Origin of the sequence: Shumkonia mesophila (assembly GCF_026163695.1) — a bacterium.
Lineage (GTDB): Bacteria > Pseudomonadota > Alphaproteobacteria > Rhodospirillales > Shumkoniaceae > Shumkonia > Shumkonia mesophila.
The window spans coordinates 1-17,811 of sequence record NZ_JAOTID010000034.1; the positions used below are offsets into that span (position 1 = coordinate 1).

The 17,811-nt window shown below is 63.4% G+C and carries 18 protein-coding genes and 1 pseudogene; 4 read left to right on the plus strand and 15 right to left on the minus strand.

From position 1 onward, the window contains the following. Positions 1-158: 158 nt before the first annotated feature. From lgt to ODR01_RS24695, 8 genes are all read right to left on the minus strand, one after another. Entirely contained in the window at positions 159-971 is an 813-nt protein-coding gene (gene lgt, locus ODR01_RS24660; protein WP_316980377.1) for a prolipoprotein diacylglyceryl transferase, read from the minus strand. Positions 972-1,036: 65 nt separating this feature from the next. Continuing rightward, positions 1,037-1,444, minus strand: coding sequence for a DUF1573 domain-containing protein (locus ODR01_RS24665; RefSeq protein ID WP_316980378.1), 408 nt, complete (start codon positions 1,442-1,444; stop codon positions 1,037-1,039). 14 nt (positions 1,445-1,458) lie between these two features. Continuing rightward, entirely contained in the window at positions 1,459-2,025 is a 567-nt protein-coding gene (locus ODR01_RS24670; RefSeq protein ID WP_316980379.1) for a DUF1573 domain-containing protein, read from the minus strand. Between the two features lie 12 nt (positions 2,026-2,037). Then, positions 2,038-3,252: a cytochrome c biogenesis CcdA family protein gene (locus tag ODR01_RS24675; protein WP_316980380.1), complete on the minus strand. Its 1,215-nt coding sequence runs from the start codon at positions 3,250-3,252 to the stop codon at positions 2,038-2,040. Between the two features lie 143 nt (positions 3,253-3,395). Continuing rightward, complete coding sequence (locus ODR01_RS24680) at positions 3,396-3,668, minus strand: DUF2933 domain-containing protein (RefSeq protein ID WP_316980381.1); 273 nt, start codon at positions 3,666-3,668, stop codon at positions 3,396-3,398. Between the two features lie 10 nt (positions 3,669-3,678). Next, positions 3,679-4,125: a YHS domain-containing protein gene (locus tag ODR01_RS24685; protein ID WP_316980382.1), complete on the minus strand. Its 447-nt coding sequence runs from the start codon at positions 4,123-4,125 to the stop codon at positions 3,679-3,681. A 63-nt stretch (positions 4,126-4,188) separates the two neighbouring features. Then, on the minus strand, positions 4,189-4,632 hold the full coding sequence (locus ODR01_RS24690) for a bacteriohemerythrin (RefSeq protein ID WP_316980383.1): 444 nt from the start codon (positions 4,630-4,632) through the stop codon (positions 4,189-4,191). A gap of 266 nt (positions 4,633-4,898) precedes the next feature. Beyond that, positions 4,899-5,096: a hypothetical protein gene (locus ODR01_RS24695; protein ID WP_316980384.1), complete on the minus strand. Its 198-nt coding sequence runs from the start codon at positions 5,094-5,096 to the stop codon at positions 4,899-4,901. 828 nt (positions 5,097-5,924) lie between these two features. Here ODR01_RS24695 and ODR01_RS24700 point away from each other — a divergent pair. Then, positions 5,925-6,731 (plus strand): sigma-70 family RNA polymerase sigma factor, encoded by an 807-nt coding sequence (locus tag ODR01_RS24700; protein ID WP_316980385.1) that lies wholly within the window; start codon positions 5,925-5,927, stop codon positions 6,729-6,731. Between the two features lie 351 nt (positions 6,732-7,082). Here the strand turns inward: ODR01_RS24700 and pdxA are convergent, their stop codons facing one another. The 7 genes from pdxA to ODR01_RS24735 form a co-directional block, all read right to left on the minus strand. After that, the gene (gene pdxA, locus ODR01_RS24705) at positions 7,083-8,123 is read right to left on the minus strand and encodes a 4-hydroxythreonine-4-phosphate dehydrogenase PdxA (protein WP_316980386.1); all 1,041 of its coding nucleotides are present in this window, start codon (positions 8,121-8,123) and stop codon (positions 7,083-7,085) included. 9 nt (positions 8,124-8,132) lie between these two features. Further along, positions 8,133-9,383 (minus strand): four-carbon acid sugar kinase family protein, encoded by a 1,251-nt coding sequence (locus tag ODR01_RS24710; protein WP_316980387.1) that lies wholly within the window; start codon positions 9,381-9,383, stop codon positions 8,133-8,135. 117 nt (positions 9,384-9,500) lie between these two features. Further along, on the minus strand, positions 9,501-9,869 hold the full coding sequence (locus ODR01_RS24715; protein WP_316980388.1) for a RidA family protein: 369 nt from the start codon (positions 9,867-9,869) through the stop codon (positions 9,501-9,503). 43 nt (positions 9,870-9,912) lie between these two features. Then, entirely contained in the window at positions 9,913-11,457 is a 1,545-nt protein-coding gene (locus tag ODR01_RS24720; RefSeq protein WP_316980389.1) for an FAD-dependent oxidoreductase, read from the minus strand. 73 nt (positions 11,458-11,530) lie between these two features. Continuing rightward, on the minus strand, positions 11,531-12,544 hold the full coding sequence (locus ODR01_RS24725; RefSeq protein WP_316980390.1) for a TAXI family TRAP transporter solute-binding subunit: 1,014 nt from the start codon (positions 12,542-12,544) through the stop codon (positions 11,531-11,533). A gap of 53 nt (positions 12,545-12,597) precedes the next feature. Further along, positions 12,598-14,514 carry a TRAP transporter permease gene (locus tag ODR01_RS24730; RefSeq protein ID WP_316980391.1) on the minus strand — a complete coding sequence of 639 codons (1,917 nt, stop codon included), beginning with the start codon at positions 14,512-14,514 and terminating at the stop codon, positions 12,598-12,600. Between the two features lie 39 nt (positions 14,515-14,553). Then, positions 14,554-16,014, minus strand: coding sequence for an FAD-dependent oxidoreductase (locus tag ODR01_RS24735; RefSeq protein WP_316980392.1), 1,461 nt, complete (start codon positions 16,012-16,014; stop codon positions 14,554-14,556). Positions 16,015-16,287: 273 nt separating this feature from the next. On the opposite strand from ODR01_RS24735, the pseudogene ODR01_RS25340 reads away from it, so the two are divergent. From ODR01_RS25340 to ODR01_RS24745, 3 genes and pseudogenes are all read left to right on the plus strand, one after another. Then, a pseudogene (locus tag ODR01_RS25340) lies at positions 16,288-16,536 on the plus strand (GntR family transcriptional regulator); the annotation flags it as partial. 15 nt (positions 16,537-16,551) lie between these two features. Continuing rightward, positions 16,552-16,998 (plus strand): GntR family transcriptional regulator, encoded by a 447-nt coding sequence (locus ODR01_RS24740; protein ID WP_316980393.1) that lies wholly within the window; start codon positions 16,552-16,554, stop codon positions 16,996-16,998. A gap of 388 nt (positions 16,999-17,386) precedes the next feature. Continuing rightward, positions 17,387-17,811: tyrosine-type recombinase/integrase (locus ODR01_RS24745; RefSeq protein WP_316980394.1), on the plus strand; the 425-nt coding region annotated here is incomplete at its 3' end.

Below are 17,811 nucleotides of genomic sequence, written 5' to 3' on the forward strand. Positions count from 1 at the left end.
GTCGGCCTCGATCACCTGAAGATAGTACATGCGCCCGACCAGGGCCGACAGCAGCAGGGCCTTGCCGCCGCCCAGCACGGCCATGCGGCGGGTGAACAGTCTCTGACGATCCTGGTCGCGGTGCATGTCAATCCGCCTTCAGGAAGGCCTGCCGCATTTCAAAAAATTCCACTCTCCGCCGGCTTCGGGTGGGCTGTGAAAACCAGAAGCAGGCCGGCCAGTATCATCGGGGCCGACAGCCACTGGCCCATCGTGCTCCCCCAGGTCAGGAAGCCGATCTGAACGTCGGGCTGGCGAAACACCTCGATGACGAGACGGGACGCTCCATAGCCGATCAGGAAGACCCCGGTAAGGACGCCGGGACGCTCGCGGATGTTCCGAAAGCGGGCGAGCACCAGCAGTAGCAAAAACAGCAGCAGTCCTTCGAGCAGCGCCTCGTAGATCTGGCTGGGATGTCGGGGCAGCGGCCCGCCGTGCGGGAAGACAACGCCCCACGGCGCATCGGTAACGCGGCCGAAAAGCTCTCCGTTGACGAAGTTCGCCAGGCGTCCGAGAAAAAGGCCGATGGGGGCGGCAGCGGCGACTAGGTCGCCGAAGACGAGCAGGGATATCCGTCGCCGGCGACAGAAAATCAGCGTCGCCGTGATCATTCCCAAAAGGCCGCCGTGGAAGGACATGCCGCCCTTCCAGATTTCGATGACGGCAAGCGGGTTCGCGAGAAAATAGTCGCTGTTGTAGAAGAGGACGTACCCGAGACGGCCGCCGAGAATGACGCCCAAGGTGGCCCAGACGAGGAAGTCGTCGATATCCCGGGCGTGCAGTCTCTCCGGCGGCCACTTGGCGAGAAGGCGAATATAGCGCCAACCGAGCAGCAAACCGGCGATGTAAGCCAGCGAATACCAGCGGATCATGAACGGCCCGAACTGCACGAGGACCGGATCGATGTTGGGAAAGGCGATGGCGAAGGTCATGGTTTCGAGACCGGACATGGGTTAAGTGGGAGGAGGGGCGTGCGCGTAAGCGGGCAGGGTCGCGTTCATTGTCCATCTCCGGGCCGCGCGGATAGGACGTCGACGGCGAATTCGATACGCACGTCGCCTTCGTCCGGATCGTTGCTGGCGACAAAGACGTAGCGCTTGATCGGCCCCATGTCCTCGGCGTGGGCATTGGAATCGTAGATGACGCGTAGCACTCCCTGGCCGCCGGCCGGGATCGTCTTCGGTTCCATGACGGCCGTCGTACAGCCGCAAGACGTGCTGACGGACTGCACGTCGAGCGGCGCCTTCCCCGTGTTGCGCACGATCAGGTTGGCCGAGGCAGCTTGCCCCTTTTGAATCGAGCCCATGTCGTGGCGTTCGACAACGTCGATGTCGGGTGCGCCACCGCCGCACGCCGAGAGGAAGCCGATGGTGAGCACGGCAACGACGGACAGGATACGCGCCATGGGATGGCTCCGCGTCAGAACGAGGCGACCGAGGCGTTGACCCAGATCTCGGCTTTCGGGGTGCCGCGGTCGTTGCTTTCGATGATCAGGCCGCGCTGCACGCTCTGGCCGCGGGTGTCGTGGAAGCCGGCATCGAAGCGGATCTTCGCCAGCGCCACTTTGCCCGGAGGAATAACCCGCGCCGAAATGTCGGCGACGGTGCAGCCGCATGTGGTGTAGGCCCGCGCAATGGTCAGCGGGGCCTGGCCGGCGTTGCGGATCACGAAGGTTTGGGTGACCACGTCCTTCGCGCCGATGGTGCCGAAGCTGTGAGACGATCGCGGGATCTCGATGCGCGGCTGTGGCTGGCCGGTCGGCAGGAAGCGGGCGCGCGGCCCGTTCCCCATTTCGTGGACGGCCCGGAAGGACTGTTCGCGCACGACGTCCTCTTGCGCATAACCGGCGTCGGAACTGCCGGCGAATCCGACGTAGGCGCCCGCACCGATGGCTGCGGCGGCGACAAGGGCCAGGAACCCGGTCCGGCGCTTTTTGCGACGGGCGGCATCGGCCTTTTTCGGAAGTGGTTTCTGGGGTTGAGGCATTGGCTGTTCCTCCTAGTCGATGATCCAGGCCAGCATCGCGATGCCGAGAGCGATCATCGCGAGGCCGTACCACAGGCGGATTTGAAGGGAATGGGTGCGTTCCCACTGGGCCCAGGTCTTGGCCGTCGCCCGGTTGCCGGCGGCCAGCAGGATGGCGATCAGCGGCACCACGAACATGATGTTGTAAAGCGCCAGGTAGCCGATGCCCCAGGCCATCGTGGTCTTGGCGTTCAAGAGGGTGATGATGGAAACGTAGATGCCGCCGGAGCACGGAAAGGTGCAGAGGCCGACCAGCAGGCCGGCGCCAATGGTAGCCGGCAGCGTGGCGCGGCCGACCAGTTCGCGGGTACGGGCGTGAGCGAAGGCCGGCATGTGCAGACGGATGGGGAAATTCGGGAAGTAGTATTCCCCGAGGTTGATGGCGCCCAGCGCGATCAGCAGCCAGGACCCGGCCCGTGCCACGAAGTGGGGATCGTCGGAGAACTGTACGGTTCCGAGAATCCCCAGGCCGATGGCGAAATAGACCAGGAAGACCATGCCGATGTAGACGAAGCCCAGCTTAAGGATGCGGCCGCGCGATTGGCGCAGGGTGAACAGGAAGGCAAGCAGCAGCAGGATCACCGCAAACGCGCAGGGGTTGACCGAGTCGACCAGTCCGGTGACGACGACGGCCGGCAGCAGCTGGGCAAGGTTGGCCTGGCCGACCGGCGGCGGCCCCTGCGCGACGAGCGCCTGGGCAAGCGCGGTCTCGAACGGGGTGTCGATGGCAAAGGTCTGCACGGCGCCCCGCCAGGCCCACAGGCGGTATTCGGTGGGATCTCCATGCATGGCCGGCTGCCAGAGGACGAGGCGGTCGGGGCGGGCCGGAGACGCGACGGCGGCGCGGATCAGGTCGGCGGGCACATGGCCGAGGATGACAAGGTGGCCCCGCTCGGTCGGCACGAAGGCGTAGAGGGAATCGGCGACGGAGCGCGGCAGGCCGATGCCGTCGGCGATCTCGAGAAGCCGGCGTCGCTCGTCGGGAACGGTGTAGTCGTGGATCTCCGGCGACGGCGCCAGATTCTGCGATTGGAGAGCCGGCACCAGCACCTGTTTGGTGTAGGGCCAGCAGTCGGCGCAGCCGGCGCTGAAGAAGATGTGCGTGCCTGCCGGATCGGCAGCCATTCCCATCCGCGCAAACAGCGCCACACCCAGGGCGATCAGCAGACCGACAAGCCGTTGTGACATGCGTTTCCTTGCCAAGTGCTCTTATTCCTGTCGCCCGGCGGCGGCATCGCCGCCCATCGGGACGAGGTTTCTTGTTCGATGCGGTTATCTTCCCGAAAGCCGCGTTTTCAAGGCGGGGACGGAAAATGGCGACAATCGACGCCTCAGGGTTTCTCCTCATGGCGGGATGTGATGTGTCGGTGTTCCTTTTGGGACTGCTCGCTGCCGGTGCCATGCCCGTGGCCATGGCCGCCATGCATGAAAAAGTGCATCAGCATGCAGGCGGCAAGCGGCAGGTAGACGAGCGCGTCAACCACATGCTCCCGATGGTTCGTCCACAGCGAGTATCCGCCGACCCCCAGGATGGCGAGCCCGATGAGCCCCACCGGCGACGTGACCACATCGCGCAACGCCATGTCTTTGCCCAATAACCTCATCTGCGTTTTCCTATGGTTTGGTGTTGGAGGGGGAATCGCCTACATCGGCGTGGCGGTGGTGGGGGATAGACGGAACGGCCGAACGCCCAGGGAGATGGGCCGCGCCGTTCAGATAGCTCTCGGGGCCCGCTTCGAAGATTTCCCTGCAGTCCCGCGAGCAGAAGTAGTGAACCTTGCCGGCATGGATGCTGGTCTTTGCGCTGTCGAGGGCGACGGACATGCCGCAGACGGGATCCTTGTGCACGGCCGACGAAGGCAGATTGGCCTGGGAAGCGTCGCGCTTTTCCGGGGTCGTCTTTGGGGTTGGTCCGCAACACCCATGTCCCCCGCCGTGGCCGGCGCTTTTGGCTTGGCCCTGGTCGCCGTTGCGATGGCCGAACATGTGCGAGCCGCAACCGAACCGCATCATCAGGAAGAACAGGCCTCCCCAGAGCAGGTAGGGAAATAGTGATTCCATGTGACGTCTCCATATAGACCGCAGGGCGGTTCTTGGCCCCCCGTCGGCAGGGCTCCGGAACGGCTAGATTTCAAGGCGCCAAGCGGGTCTTCCGGCTTCCTGTCGGGGCTCGATCTGCTGGGCAAGATGCCGGCCGAACGGGTCATCAAATTCGCGGAGATGACGCACCGCCCAAGTCGTGACGACGGAAAAAACTCGCTGGGAGTCGTAGTCCCCGCACACCAGGTTGTTCTTCATGATATCCAGTCTCGCCAAGAGCTTGGCGTGTTCGCCCCGGTGATGGAGGAGGCCCGGAAACCCGACCCGCTCCATCAGGATCTCCTCGCGTTCGAACTTGTGGACGAGGAAGCGCGTGAGGTCATCGATCTTGGGGCAACGGCGTCCAGCGCTATCGCAAGGGAGGCCATGCAGAAATTGCCGTTCGAGAAGGAATTCCAGGCATTCGTTGGAGGTGTCGATTTCGCGAACGCCAGAAGGGGTTCTCTTCGCCCAGGGCAGCGATGTCATGGCGGCAAGGCTCCTTGTTTGCTCGGTCTTTTCGAATGGGCCGCATCACCGGCCTGATCTTTCACCAGCAGGCTTGCTCAGGGGCCCTTCCCTGCGCCATTCGCGAACGAGGGCGACGGCAAAAATTGCCGTTACGATAAGAAGGCCGAGCCAGACCAGTCCGTGGTATCCGACGGATGCCCATAGGCCTTCCATCCATCCACCGTTCATCATTGGTCCGTTTTCCATTCGATGCCTCCTCGCCAGGGGTGACCAGGTTGCCCGAGTTACAGGACGCGGCGGATTTCGCCGGTGTGGCGGTCGGCCGTGTAGCGCTGAACCAGTACGCCATTGCATCCAAAGACGTCGGCGGTGGCGGTCCACTCGTCGATCCGGCGCACCGCGCCGACGCGAAGCCCGCAGCCCGACTTGCCACCGATCTGGCCATTGACGATGCGGGCGGTACGTTTGAGAAAGCGTTCCATGATGGCCTCCCATTCTCTGGTGAATTCCGAACTTCGATGGGGCCATTCAACCGCCGACCTGTAACAGGACTTTGCCGGCGGCACGGTTTTTCGTCACAAAGATTGCCAGTCAGGCGCGTTGGCAAACTCTGTCACAATTTTTTCCGCCGGCCCCTGTCGCGGCGCTCTACATTGAAAACTATCGAAGGCCCCCCAAGTGAAACGGTGCGCCCTTTTTTCGAAAGGGGTGACCGATCGCGAGGCCCGACGGAACGCGTGGGTCGACAGATGAACACGGAACATCCATGGTTGTTGCGGGCGTTACGGGCCCGCCTCGCACCGTCAGCGACGGCGGCGAGAGCCATCTCGGGGGTCGTTTTCATCATTGGCCTGATGATGATCGGCCTCGCCTCGCCGGCGCAGGCGACAGTCGAAAACTCCAGCATATCCGCCGTCGATCAACACGCCATCGAGGTCGTCGCGGCCGCATCGTGCCCGACAGCCGGCGAGGAGTCTGGCGGCCACGCTGGCGACCACTGCTCGGCCCCGTGTGGCTCACCGGTCGCCACGAGTCCGTCCCAGGGCGGTCCTTGGCGTGTCCCCCCAACAACGGATTATGCCGTGGCGGTGTCGGCTCCTATCTCGCCACGGGCGGATGCGCCCGATCCCTTCCCTCCGAGAGTCCCCGTCCACGCTTGATCGCGCGAGGCCCCGGTCTCCGGTCGCTTCGACGCCAAAGCCCCTCATTCAAGGGCGTCAGATGGAATTTGGGAATGTTCGGAGAGTACGATGCAAATGACTTTTCATGTAACGAAACCGCGCACGGAAACCCGTGGCTCCGCAGCCCGGTTGACCGCCGAGCGGGAATTGGAACTGGCCCGGCGATGGAAAAACGCGGGCGACGGCCGCGCCCTGGCCGAACTGGTCACGGCGCACCGCCACCTCGTTCTCGGCGTCGCCAAACGGTTTCGCGGATTCGATCTGTCGTTTGACGACCTGATCCAGGAAGGCAACGCCGCCCTCGTCCATGCGGCGAACCGCTTCGATCCGGAGCGCGGAGTCCGCTTTTCGACCTATGCGACGTGGTGGGTTCGTGCGGCCATCCAGGACTACGTGCTCAACAACCGATCTGTCGTCCGGCGGATCACCAGTGGAGCACACCGCTCACTCTTCTTCCGCCTTCAGCGGTTACGGTACGGTTTGCGGATCGACGGACGGATGGGCGGCGAGGAGCGCGAGCGGGCCGCCACCGCGCTCGCCGTTTCCGTACGCGCCATCGACGAAATGGAAGCCTTCCTCGGCGGCGCCGACGTGCCCGCGATGGAGGAAATCGATCCGGACGTGGCCAACGGTGTCACTCTGGCTGCTGAAGGCCCATCACCCGAGGAAATCGTTGTCGGGGTCCGCGAACGACGGGACCGAAGTGCTTGGCTGCGAAACGCCCTGAACGGCCTCAGCGAGCGCGAACGGGCCATCATCATCGCGCGCCATCTCAGCGACTCTCCCTGGACGCTGGGGGATTTGGGATCGGTTTTCGGCATCAGCGCCGAGCGGGCCAGGCAGGTCGAAAGCGCGGCGTTGTCAAAGCTGCGCAGTTGGGCGGCCGTCAAACCGCTCGACGCGGGTGGCGCGGTCGCGGCCCTGGCGGGGGCGTGATGCTCCCGCCTCCATTTTGCTTGGCGGCCAGACCCGTCTGACCGACGCGCCTGGTACGAATTTCAAGAGAGGGTTGAACCCATGAACGAGTTGACCAGAACCAAGGATCCGGTATGCGGCTTAACATCAACCGCCGAGGAGCCAGAGCCTCCGTTATCCGATCAGTTCACATGTCCCAAATGTTTTGACGACGGACAGATGCGGCACGGGGAAAGCGGACATCGCGGCCGGTCACTGCTTCCGCAGTGATTGACCCAAAGCGGACGCCACTTCCCGCGGCCGAGAGCTGCAGCGGCTGAGTAAAAGCTTCACCGGCTTTCGTCCGGCGGGCTGAAAATTGTTCCCTCCGGTTCAGCCTTCGCTCCGCCCTTCGGCGAAGCGCGTGGCATAACGCATCGCTTCGATGAGGGACTGCGGGTTGGCGGTTCCCTTGCCGGCGCGGTCGAAGGCGGTGCCGTGGTCGACCGAGACGCGGATGATGGGTAACCCCAGCGTGATGTTGATGCCGGCCATCTGGCCCCAGGTATCGGTGGCCTCGTCGTACTTGAAGCCGATCAGCTTGGTCGGGATGTGGCCCTGGTCGTGGTACATGACGACCACGATGTCGAACATGCCGCCGGCCATTTTCGAGAAGATGGTGTCGGCCGGCAGCGGCCCTTCGGCGGCGATGCCCGCTGATCTTGCCTGCTCGACGGCGGGAAGGATTTCGTCCTCGTCCTCGGTGCCGAACATGCGGGCCTCGCCGCAATGCGGGTTGAGGCCGGCCACTCCGATGCGGGGCTTCCCGATGCCCAATTGCCTGAGCGCGGCGTCGGCCAGTTCGATGACCCTGAGCACGCGCGGCGTCTTCACCCGGTCGCAGGCCTCACGCAGGCTGACGTGGGTTGAGACGTGGACCACCCGGAAGGCGCCGTCCGCCAGCATCATGGCGTAATCCTTGGTACCGGTCAGCTTGCCGTAAATCTCGGTATGACCGGCGTAGTGATGGCCGGCGAGGTTGAGGGCTTCCTTGTTGATCGGCCCGGTGACGGTGGCGTCGGCCTCGCCCGCCATGGCCAGTTCGATGGCCTTGGCGACGTAACGGTAGGCGGCGTCTCCCTGTTTGGCGGTGACCCGGGCGTACTGGTGGTCGGCCGGCGTCATGAGGCCGAGATCCAACACGTCGACGGTCCCCGGCCGATAGAGCCCCCCGTCAGGCTTGCCGACGGCGTGGACGGCGAGGCCGAGCTTGCAGACGCGCGCGGCGTCCTCGATGACGCAGGCATCACCGATGACCAGCGGCCGGCAATCCCGATGGATGTCTTCTCTCGCCAGCGTCATGGCGGCGATCTCGGGGCCGATGCCGGCGGGATCGCCCGAGGTGATGGCAAGCAGGGGACGGTATGGGGGCATTGTCGCTTCCTATCCGGACCAGGTGTCGCGCCACTTGAGCAACGCGTCGTCGTCGCCGAAGGCGCCGGGCTTGGTGCCCACCGCCAGTCCCTCGAAGGCGCAGCCGACCACGGTGCCCAGCACCAGGCCGGGGACGATCTCGCGCTCCAGCCTGAGCCCGCGGGCGCCCAGCCGGCCCAGCACGGAAATCGCCGTGTCGCCGCCCGACAGGAACAGGCTGGCCGGGGGCGTGCGCGCCACCAGGGCGGCGATCAGCGCCCCGAAGCCGCCGGCCACCCGCCGGGTGGTGCGAGCCGAGGTCTCGCCGTGCGGGGCGGCGATGCGCACGATGACGTCGCCGGCCGCCAGGGCGTCGGCGAGGTCGGCCAGGTCGTCCTCCTCGGGAACCAGGTCGGTCTTGGCCAGCCGGCCGGCCTCCAGCTCAATCAGCGCGAAGGGGCGGGCGGCCCGCAGCGCCTCGACCTGGCGGCGGGCCCGGGGCGAGGCGGTGCCCAGTGCGATCAGGTGGTGGCCCGGCGCCGCCTTGAGGCGGGCCGTATGCTTCGGCGTCCGGTGCGGCTGGCAGTCGCACAAACCCTGGGCCAGCCCGGCCGAGCCGACCAGCAGCGTCGCCCTGAAATGTTTGAGCGCCAGGCCGGCCACCGTCGCCAAGTGGTCCTCCTCGGCGATGTCGAAGGCGATGTGACGCGCGCCATCCTTGGCCAAGCGGCAGATGGCGGCGATGAGCTTGGCCTCGCTGCCGGCGACGGTCGCCAGCTCGATATGGCCGACCGGGTGATGGCTCTGGGCGGCGATGACCCGCGAGAGCCGGCTTTCCGTGACCGGCGTCGCCGGGTCGCGGCCCATCTCGCTCTCGGCCACCGGCCGGCCGTGCACGAGATGCACGTCCTCGATGGTGGTGCGCCCGACCTTGGGGAAGGCGGGCGCGATGAAGCTCAGCTCCAGGCCCAGGGTGTCGATCAGGGCGTCGGCCTCGGCCCCGATGTTGCCGCGCAGGCAGGAATCCACCTTCTTGAACACCCGGCCCGGCCGCCACAGGGTCAGCCGCTCCGCCGCCAGCCGGATGCGCGCCCTGGCCTGGGCCGCCGGCAGCGCCCGGCTCAGGGTATGCACCGCCAGCACTTCGGGGATCCTCCCGCCGGGCTTGGCCGCCAGCCCGTTATCGGCCATCAGCAGCACGTGCGGATAGAGCGCGCGGAACTGGATGCCGGTGTCGGCCGCTCCCGTCAGGTCGTCGGCGATGACGGCGATTTCCAGCATCCCACCCCTTCAGAAGGCCTTGATCGGCAGCAAGGCAAGCACAATGGAGCGTGATCTGGTCCGCTGGGGATTCCAGCTTCCACCGAACATCTGCCGCGGCTGCTCCGATTGGGGCGACTACTCCGCTTCTTTGTCCTTTGCCGCCGCCGTGCCCACAATCTCGATCAGAGCCCCTTCCGCTAGCGCCGCCCCAACGCAGGCACGCTGTGGCCACAATCGCCAGTCACTGCCGATCCACTCGTTCCATACCTCATCCATCGCCGGCTTGTCGGCCATGTTCTCCAGAAAGATCTGAACCCGCAGCAGCCGCGAGCGGTCGCTGCCAGCTTCGAAAAGGGTCTGACTGATCTTTTCGAGAAGTGCTCTCGTTTGGGCCCGGATGTCGGGACCAGCCTCTTCCGCCGTGCCCACGACATACACGATGCCGGCGTGGCGTACCGCCTTGTTCCGACCGACCGCCTTTCCGCGAAAGCGTTCGATATCCATGGCCGTTTCCTTTGCGATTCCCGTTTCTCAGGCGATATAAATCTTAACCAACGTTGGGCAGGTAGACTCCGTCGGCAACCAACCGATGTTGCAGGGCTTTAACGTCGAGGGCACGCGGAGTCACATCCGCCTGCATGGAGAGCGCGGCAGCCGTCCCGGCTGCCTGGGCGGCCGCCATCATCACTGGAACACTCTTGGCCAGCCCCAGCCCCCCGTGCGTCGCCGAATAGCATCGCCCCGCGACCAGCAGGTTGTCGATTTCCTTGGGCACCACCACGCCGTATGGCACTTCGTACTCGTGCCATTCCTTCTCCGCAAACTCGTACGTACTGCCCTCGGCACCCTCTTCGCCGTCCACCGGATGCGGATGACCGCTGCCAGCGAAGGCAATGGCGGACCGGAATATGGCGTCGTCAAAGGTCTTGCCGGCCAGGATCTCCTTGGCGTCGAGGACATACTCGCCGACGATGCGACGGCTTTCGCGGATTGCCACCCATGGGCTCGTCGTCACGATAAAGGATTTGGCAAAACCGGGGATATGATCGGTCAGGAAACGGTGAACGGACAGAAGCTGCTCACGCAACATCAGGTCGGCGCGCGTCCGATCGGCCGGATCCAGCGGATCGTAATGGATCGCCCTCGGCATGTTGACGTAAACCAGCTGCTTGCCGTCGCCGGCCGGGACCGTCCCGAAACGCGTGTACTGGACCTTCAGGCCATAATCGTCGGCATAGCGGCGGGTAATGTCGAAGAATCCGGTTACCCGGATCGCCGGCCGAACACCCTCCTGCAAGATGGTCCGGTTGAGACCCATGCCAAACTGGTCGGGATGGGCCTTCACGTAGGCGATGACGGCATCGATGTCGACCCCGCCCAGCATGAAGGTCATGTTGAGTGGCTGCACCCGGTGATCCGACTCGCGGCCGATTTCGAAGGGAACCCCGGCCCGCGCCGCGACGTCGGCATCGCCGGAACAGTCGACGATCCGCTTGGCCAGCAACGCCTGGCGCCCGGCCTTCGCCTCGACGACGAGGCCGCGGATTGCGTTGTTCTCGACGATCGCATCCGAGAACGGCGTATAGAGCCGGACCTCGGCACCCGCCTCGATCAGTTTCTTCAAGGCCAGATGCTTGAACATTTCGGGATTGACCGGCGAGGAGCCGTCGGTGCGGATGAACCCGCCCATGCGCACCAGGTCGGTGACAATCTCGCCGGTGATGCCGCGGATGAGCTGTTTGCGGGCGTGAAAAAACGAGGGTTGCCCGAAGTTCAACTGGTAGCCGTGCGTAATCTCGCCGCCGAGGAAGCTGGATGCCTCGATAAGAAGGGTCTTGGCGCCCGAGCGGGCGGCCGCGATCCCGGCCACGATGCCGGCACATCCCCCGCCCACCACAATGACGTCGAATTCGCCGACGACGGGGACCGTTCGATGCTCGACAACCGCATCCCCTTCAAGGGAAATGCGCTGCTCTCCTGTAGTAGTCATGGTCACTTCCTCCACGTCCGCTTGCGTTGATTTCTGTCGAGGCCTTGATTGTTCGAATGAGGGACGGCTTCGGCAGACCGCCCACCCTTGGATCGCAGGCATCCAATGGCCATGGATTCCCGGAAAAACGGAGCCGGGCGAACGCGGCGTAGCGTCCGCCCGGCCGAAGTCGTCGCTACTTCGTTGGAAGGCCGAGTTCCTCGTATGCGCGCTTCGCGCCGGGATGCAGCGGGAACACCGTCTGCGTGCCGGCCAGCTTCGGATCGAAGGTTTCAAACGAGGGCAACGCCTGGACTTTGTTGGGGGCGCTGAGGACCGTCTTGGTCAACTTGTAGACCAGTTCCGCATCCATGCCCTCATGGACGAAAACAACGTGGTCGTAGGCAACCGAGAGAATGGGGGTCTGCAGGCTCTTGTATTGGCCGATCGGATGGTCGGCACCGATATAGCCGTACTCCCCGGCCAGCATCTCGGTCTGCTTCGCGTCGAGAGCAAGCCATTTCAACCCCTTGACGGACGCATCCATGTCGAGAACGTCGGATGCCGGCACCGGCATGGCATTCACGAACACGTCGGCATGGCCGTCGATGATCAGTTTGGCGGCATCGGAGGTGTTGTTGAAGGACACCTTGCCGCCCCAGTTCTGCAGGTCGTCGTAGCTGACGCCATACAACTGCAGCAGAATCCTCGTCATTGATTCCGCGCCACTCCCCTTGGTCTTCAACGCCCAATGAGCCTTCGGCTTGGCGGCAAGGAACTGACCCAGCGTGGTCACGCCGGCAGGCACCGCTTGCGGCCGCACGATGAATTCCGCCCACGTCAGATTATTGACACGCCACAATGCCCGCAGGTTCTTGATGCCGCCGGGCGCACGCTTCTCGAAGTCGCCTTCGCCCACCATCGCATCGCGGGCCAGCGGCAGGGTGCTCCAGCCCATCGCCGTGTTCGGATCGGACGCCGCAACCTTCAGCGGGTTGGTCATCGACCCCCCGAGAATGGCAGAAACGTCAAGGTTGGGAATCGCCTGTTTCCACTGCTCGATCCACACGACGCTCGGCTCCATGTATAAGCCGCCGACAGATCCCGTGTGGAACGTGATGGTGTTCTTGTCCGCAGCGACACCCGCCGTCGCACAGAGGGAGGCTATCGAAATGCCGAGTGCAATTGATTTGATTTTGCTCTTAATCATCGTGTATCTCCCATTCACGCAAGATTTCGTGGTTTCTTTACATAAGTATTTCTCTACATAAGTAATTGCGGCTTTTCATGGTCCGTCTTGAGCTTTTTTTGTCTTGATTTCTGAAAGAGTTGTATCGCAATGACCGTACCCAACCCGGCGATTCCACCGATGTCGCTTGGCAGGCCCGGCACGAGAAGCGACAACGCAGCCGCCAGCAGGACAATGCGCAGGGGCCAAGATGTCCTGGTGATCAGATACCCCACGGTGCAGCCGACCATGGAAATGATGCCGATGACCGCGGTGACGAGGGCCCACAGCCCATGAACGACCCCCTGCCCCACGATGTTGAGATAGACGGGATCGTGAATGATGATGAAGGGAATGAAGTAGGCCGGCAGGGCGATAATGAACCCCTGAAGGCCGGTCTTCATGAAGTCGGTTTCGGCAATCGAGGCGGCGGCGAAACTAGTCAGACACACCGGCGGCGTGATCAGCGCGACGACGCCGTACATGAAGATGAACATGTAGGCCGTGAAGGCGCTGACGCCAAATTCCATAAGCGCCGGGGCACCGAAAACCGAGGCGATCAGAAAGGCCCCGACGGGCGGCAGCCCCATGCCCAGTACGATCGTTGTCAAGGCGACGAGCGCACACACGATCAGGAAGTTTCCCTGCGCCAAGGTGATGATCATGGCACTCGCCTTGAACACGGTTCCGGTCGAACTGAGGGCCGACACCGCGAGCCCGGCGGCAACCAAGGTCACCGTCAACGAAACGACGCGCGATACGGCCGTCTCGATCGCCTGAACCAGATCCTTCCACGTCATGCGGGTGGCCGGCCTCAGCAAGCTCAGCATGAGCACGGAAAGGGCGGCAACCGTGGCCGAGAAATGGGCTGTGTATCGCTGTGTCAGCAGGAAGATGAGTATCGCGATGGGGAGGAGCAGGTGACCGTAGTCGCGGAAAGTCGATGTCATCGACGGCAAGGTTCCTTCGCTCCGGAAAACGCCGATCCCCAGCCTGTTCGTCTCCATATGCACTGCCGCATAGACGGCAAATATGTAAAGTAACGACGGAACGAGCGCCGCCATCGCCACGTCAAGGTAACTGGTACGTGCGTACTGCGCGATGATGAACGCCGTGGCACCCATGATCGGCGGGATAATCTGCCCCAGAGCCGAGGCGACGGCCTCCACGGCAGCCGCGAATTCGGGTCTGAACCCGGCCCGTTTCATCATCGGGATGGTGACCGATCCGGTGGCGTAGACATTTGCCACACCGCTTCCACTGATGGCCCCGAACAACGCGCTCCCGATCACCGAAGCTTTGGCCGGGCCGCCGCGGGCGTTCTTGGTCACCGCCTCTGCCAGTCGCGTGAAAAACTCGGTCCCCCCGGCCGCCTGCAGGAAGGCGCCGAGAAAGATGAACATCAGGACTTCGGCCAACGCCAAGGACGTCAGCGACCCGAACAGACCATTGGTCGACAGGAAGAACTGCTCGAGCAGGACCTGCGCCTCAATGCCCGGATGGCGCAGGAAGCCAGGGAAGAGATAGCCGAAGATTGTATATAAGATGAAGGATACGACGAGAATGACGAGGGTATTGCCCACCATCCGGCGGGTCAGCTCGAGTATCAGCAGGATCGCGGTGACACCGAAGAACCAGTCCGCCATGGTAACGTCGTCGAAGTAAATGAGGCGCGTTACGATGCGGTCGTACTCGATCTGGATATAGATCGCCTGGGCGATCCCGAGCGCTGCCAAGACCCAGTTGAGGATGGTGAGGGCTAGGTTCCGCTCGCCCTTTTCGGACCCGACGCCGGCCCCCAGGAAGCCCAGGAAAATGACGAAGCCAACGAAAATCGGGCGAACCACCAGCGGCTCGGGCATGCCGGCCACGGCCACCCAAATGAAGTAGCCCGCCATGATGACGGAAGTCGCCCGTATCAGGATCGCCTTGAAGTCTGTGTATGTTGCCACGGATGCCGCCCCTCATGCATGTGCCAAGTCCCACCCAACCTACTTCACGGCAGCCCGGCACTCCCCACCGTCGGCCAACCTTTCGCCTGCCTCGCCGATATCGATGTCCTGGGCACGGAGGCTCTGCTGCAGGTCGGCGACCTCGATCACGGAGGGCGACATGTCACGTGACGCGGCCAGCGCCGCGGCGACACCGGAAACCTGTCCCGTGACCAGGCAACAGTATTGGCCGCGAGTCCACATGTCGGCATCGTGCGTGACCGACAGCGTGCGACCGGCAACCAGGAGCCCCTCGACTCGATTGGGCGTGAATATCCCCCACGGCAGTTCGAACCATGTCAGTTGCGTCGTCGCCGTGCGGTAAACCGCGTCGCCCGGCGCGCCCTCGCCTCCGTCGGCCTTGTGCCAGTCGCGTCCCGCAGCCATGTGGCGCCAGATGCGGACGACGCTGTCCGGCCAGCGACGCTGTGACTGGAAGTCATCCTGGCTGACCAGCTTTGGGCCCCGCGCCCGACGGGTTTCCCGCACCCCAATGTTGGCCGAGGAGTCGATCACCCAAGCTTTCTCGAAACCGGGAATGTACTTGCGAATGACGTCAAACACCATCCGGTTCTGGCGCCGCGCCTGAAGGTCCGCGCGCGTGATGTCCCAGGCATTGGTTCCGTCAACGCCGTAGACACGTGAGTTGTTGACCATCACAACACCGCGAGCGACGTCAATTCCCTCCATCCGGATGTAGTGGATTTCGTCGGGCAGTTCACCGGCCGCCCGAGCCTTCTCGGCGATGTCGAAAAATCCCGACAGCCGGACCAAGCCGTGGTCGATGTCCAATATGTGGAAATTCGGATCGGCGGTGAAGTTTTGGGGGTTCTGGCGGCAATAGTCGACGGCTCTCTTGATGTCGACGCCACCAAGGCGAAACAACACCGACATCGGGCGCATCTTGCCGTCCTTCTCGCGGCCTTTGACGTGCTCGCCGCCGGCAAGCGCGACGATATCGGCATCCCCGGTCGTATCGATCACCGTCTTTGCCAGGATTGCTTGGCGCCCCGACTTGTTTTGGACGATCACGCCACGGAGTCGGTTACCCACCATGATAGGATCGACCACCCAGGTGTAATTCAGGATCTCCGCGCCAGCCTCGCTGATCAGCTGGACGCTCAGTTCCTTGAACTGTTCCGGGTTGAATGGAAACGTCGGTCCACCAACCACGCCTGCGCCCTGTTCGGCAAGCTTGTGGGCGATTTCCTGTGCGACGCCGGTCATGCGTTCCACCGGAACGTTCCATGTGTTCATGAGCGTCGCCGTAGCGGCACCGCCAAGCCCGGCATTCCGTTCCACAATCAGCGTCCGGGCGCCCGCTCGCGCCGCGCCCAAAGCGGCTCCGATCCCCGAAAGGCCGCCGCCGCACACCAGGACATCCACCTCGCGGACAATCGGCGTCGCGCGCGAAGGTTCTCGCACGACCTTTTCATTCGTAAGGATCTCGGATTCCGTCATATCTGATTCTCCCGCATTTGCTTTGGCATCCCAGGGCAACACCGGCGTAACCGGCCGCAAGTTCGCTCTTGCTTTGTATACCGATATACCAGTATACATTTTTTGTCCATATTGCTTTTTGCACCGGGCTCCGTTATGGGCAGGAACCGACGGAATCCTTAGTGTTTTTCGGGAACCCTGCGATGTTAGATCTTGTGCGATATAGGCCGAGACAACTTGGCGGCTCGATCAGGTTCGGCATGGAACCCTCTCTTGTGGTCGGACCGGCACGCCATGCCCAGAAGTAGGGCCCGCACAGATGGTCCAGACAACGGGTTCAGTCTGGAGCCGATTTCCGACCAGCCGTCCTTCGTGCCTCTGCGACACGCCGTTCTCGAAAGGTTGAGGAGCGCGATTCTCGAGGGCTTATTGCCGCCGGGCCTAGTCCTGAGCGAAAGTCGCCTGGCAGCGCAACTCAACGTCAGTCGCACCCCTCTTCGCGAAGCCCTTCGCGTTCTGGAAAGCGAGGGCTTGGTCGCCGTAGGGCGTGGCCGAAAGATGATCGTTACCGCGCCGACGCCAAGGGATATCGATGAAATCTACAGCATTCGATCACTGGTGGAGGCGGAGGCTTTGCGGCGCATCACGCCGTCCGACGCCGAGATCATCGAGAAGCTCGAGAATTGCATCGCTCGCGGGGCCGACGGCCTGAAAAGCTCTGGGTCCCGCGCCCTCACTGATCCACAGAACGATTTCCACCTCGTTCTGGTATCGATCCTGGACAACCGTCGCCTTCAGGACTTCCTGAACTCGGTGTATGGACTCGCAACCAGTTTCCGGTTCTTGTCGATGGAGGAAGAAGGAGAAGCCCGCGCCGCCATGCGGGACCATATGGAAATCCTCGCCTTTCTGAAGCTGGGGCGGACGGAGGATGCCATAGCCCGCCTCAAGGACCACATTCGCGTGTCGCGAGAGAATCTTAAGCAAAGACTTTACAAAACTTGAATTTGAAGTAGTCGATGCCAGGGACAGCTTGAATGGCATTGAGGTTGTCGGGGGCTTTACTTCTCTTCGATGATGGCACCGGCCTCCGCTTGTCCTCGTTATGCCGGCACGCCTGCTTGGTGAAAGCTGGTGTCGCCGCCGAGTGTCTCCTGGCTGAGCTGAGAACCCGGTCGCTTGCTCAGCAACATCCGCTTTCGAGGCGGCTCGCAGCCGCACGAACGGCGATGATGGGCGCTACCTTGTCGCGAAGGGGCCGAGGAACGAACCCGCTGCGCGGGATGGGTGCGAGCGGTGAGGTAGCGGCAGGCCGTCGATCATCGGGTCCCGATTGAGCGTCGCCCGGCCGAGGTGGACCATTTGGCTCCTTTCAACCAAGAGGAGCCAGACGATGAACGAGTCCATTTCCGCGGTCCCTGTCAGCCCGTTGCGCCAGCGGCTGATCGACGACATGAACATGCGCCGGTTCTCGCCGGAGACGCAGCGCAACTACCTTCGCGACATGGGTCGGTTTGCCACCTTCGTCGGGCGGTCGCCTGATCGGGCGACGGCGGAAGATCTGCGCCGGTTCCAGATCGAGCAGGGCGAGGCCGGGATGCCGGCGCCGACCATGAACAGCATCGTGTCGGCACTGCGTTTCTTCTTCACCCATACCCTCGATCGGCCCGATCTCGCTCGCAAGCTGGTGCGGGTGAGGCATCCGCGCAAGCTGCCCGTGGTGCTGAGCCGGGACGAGGTAGCCCGTCTGCTCAACGCGACCACCTGCATCAAGCACCAGGCGGCGCTGTCGGTCGCCTACGGCGCCGGCCTGCGCGT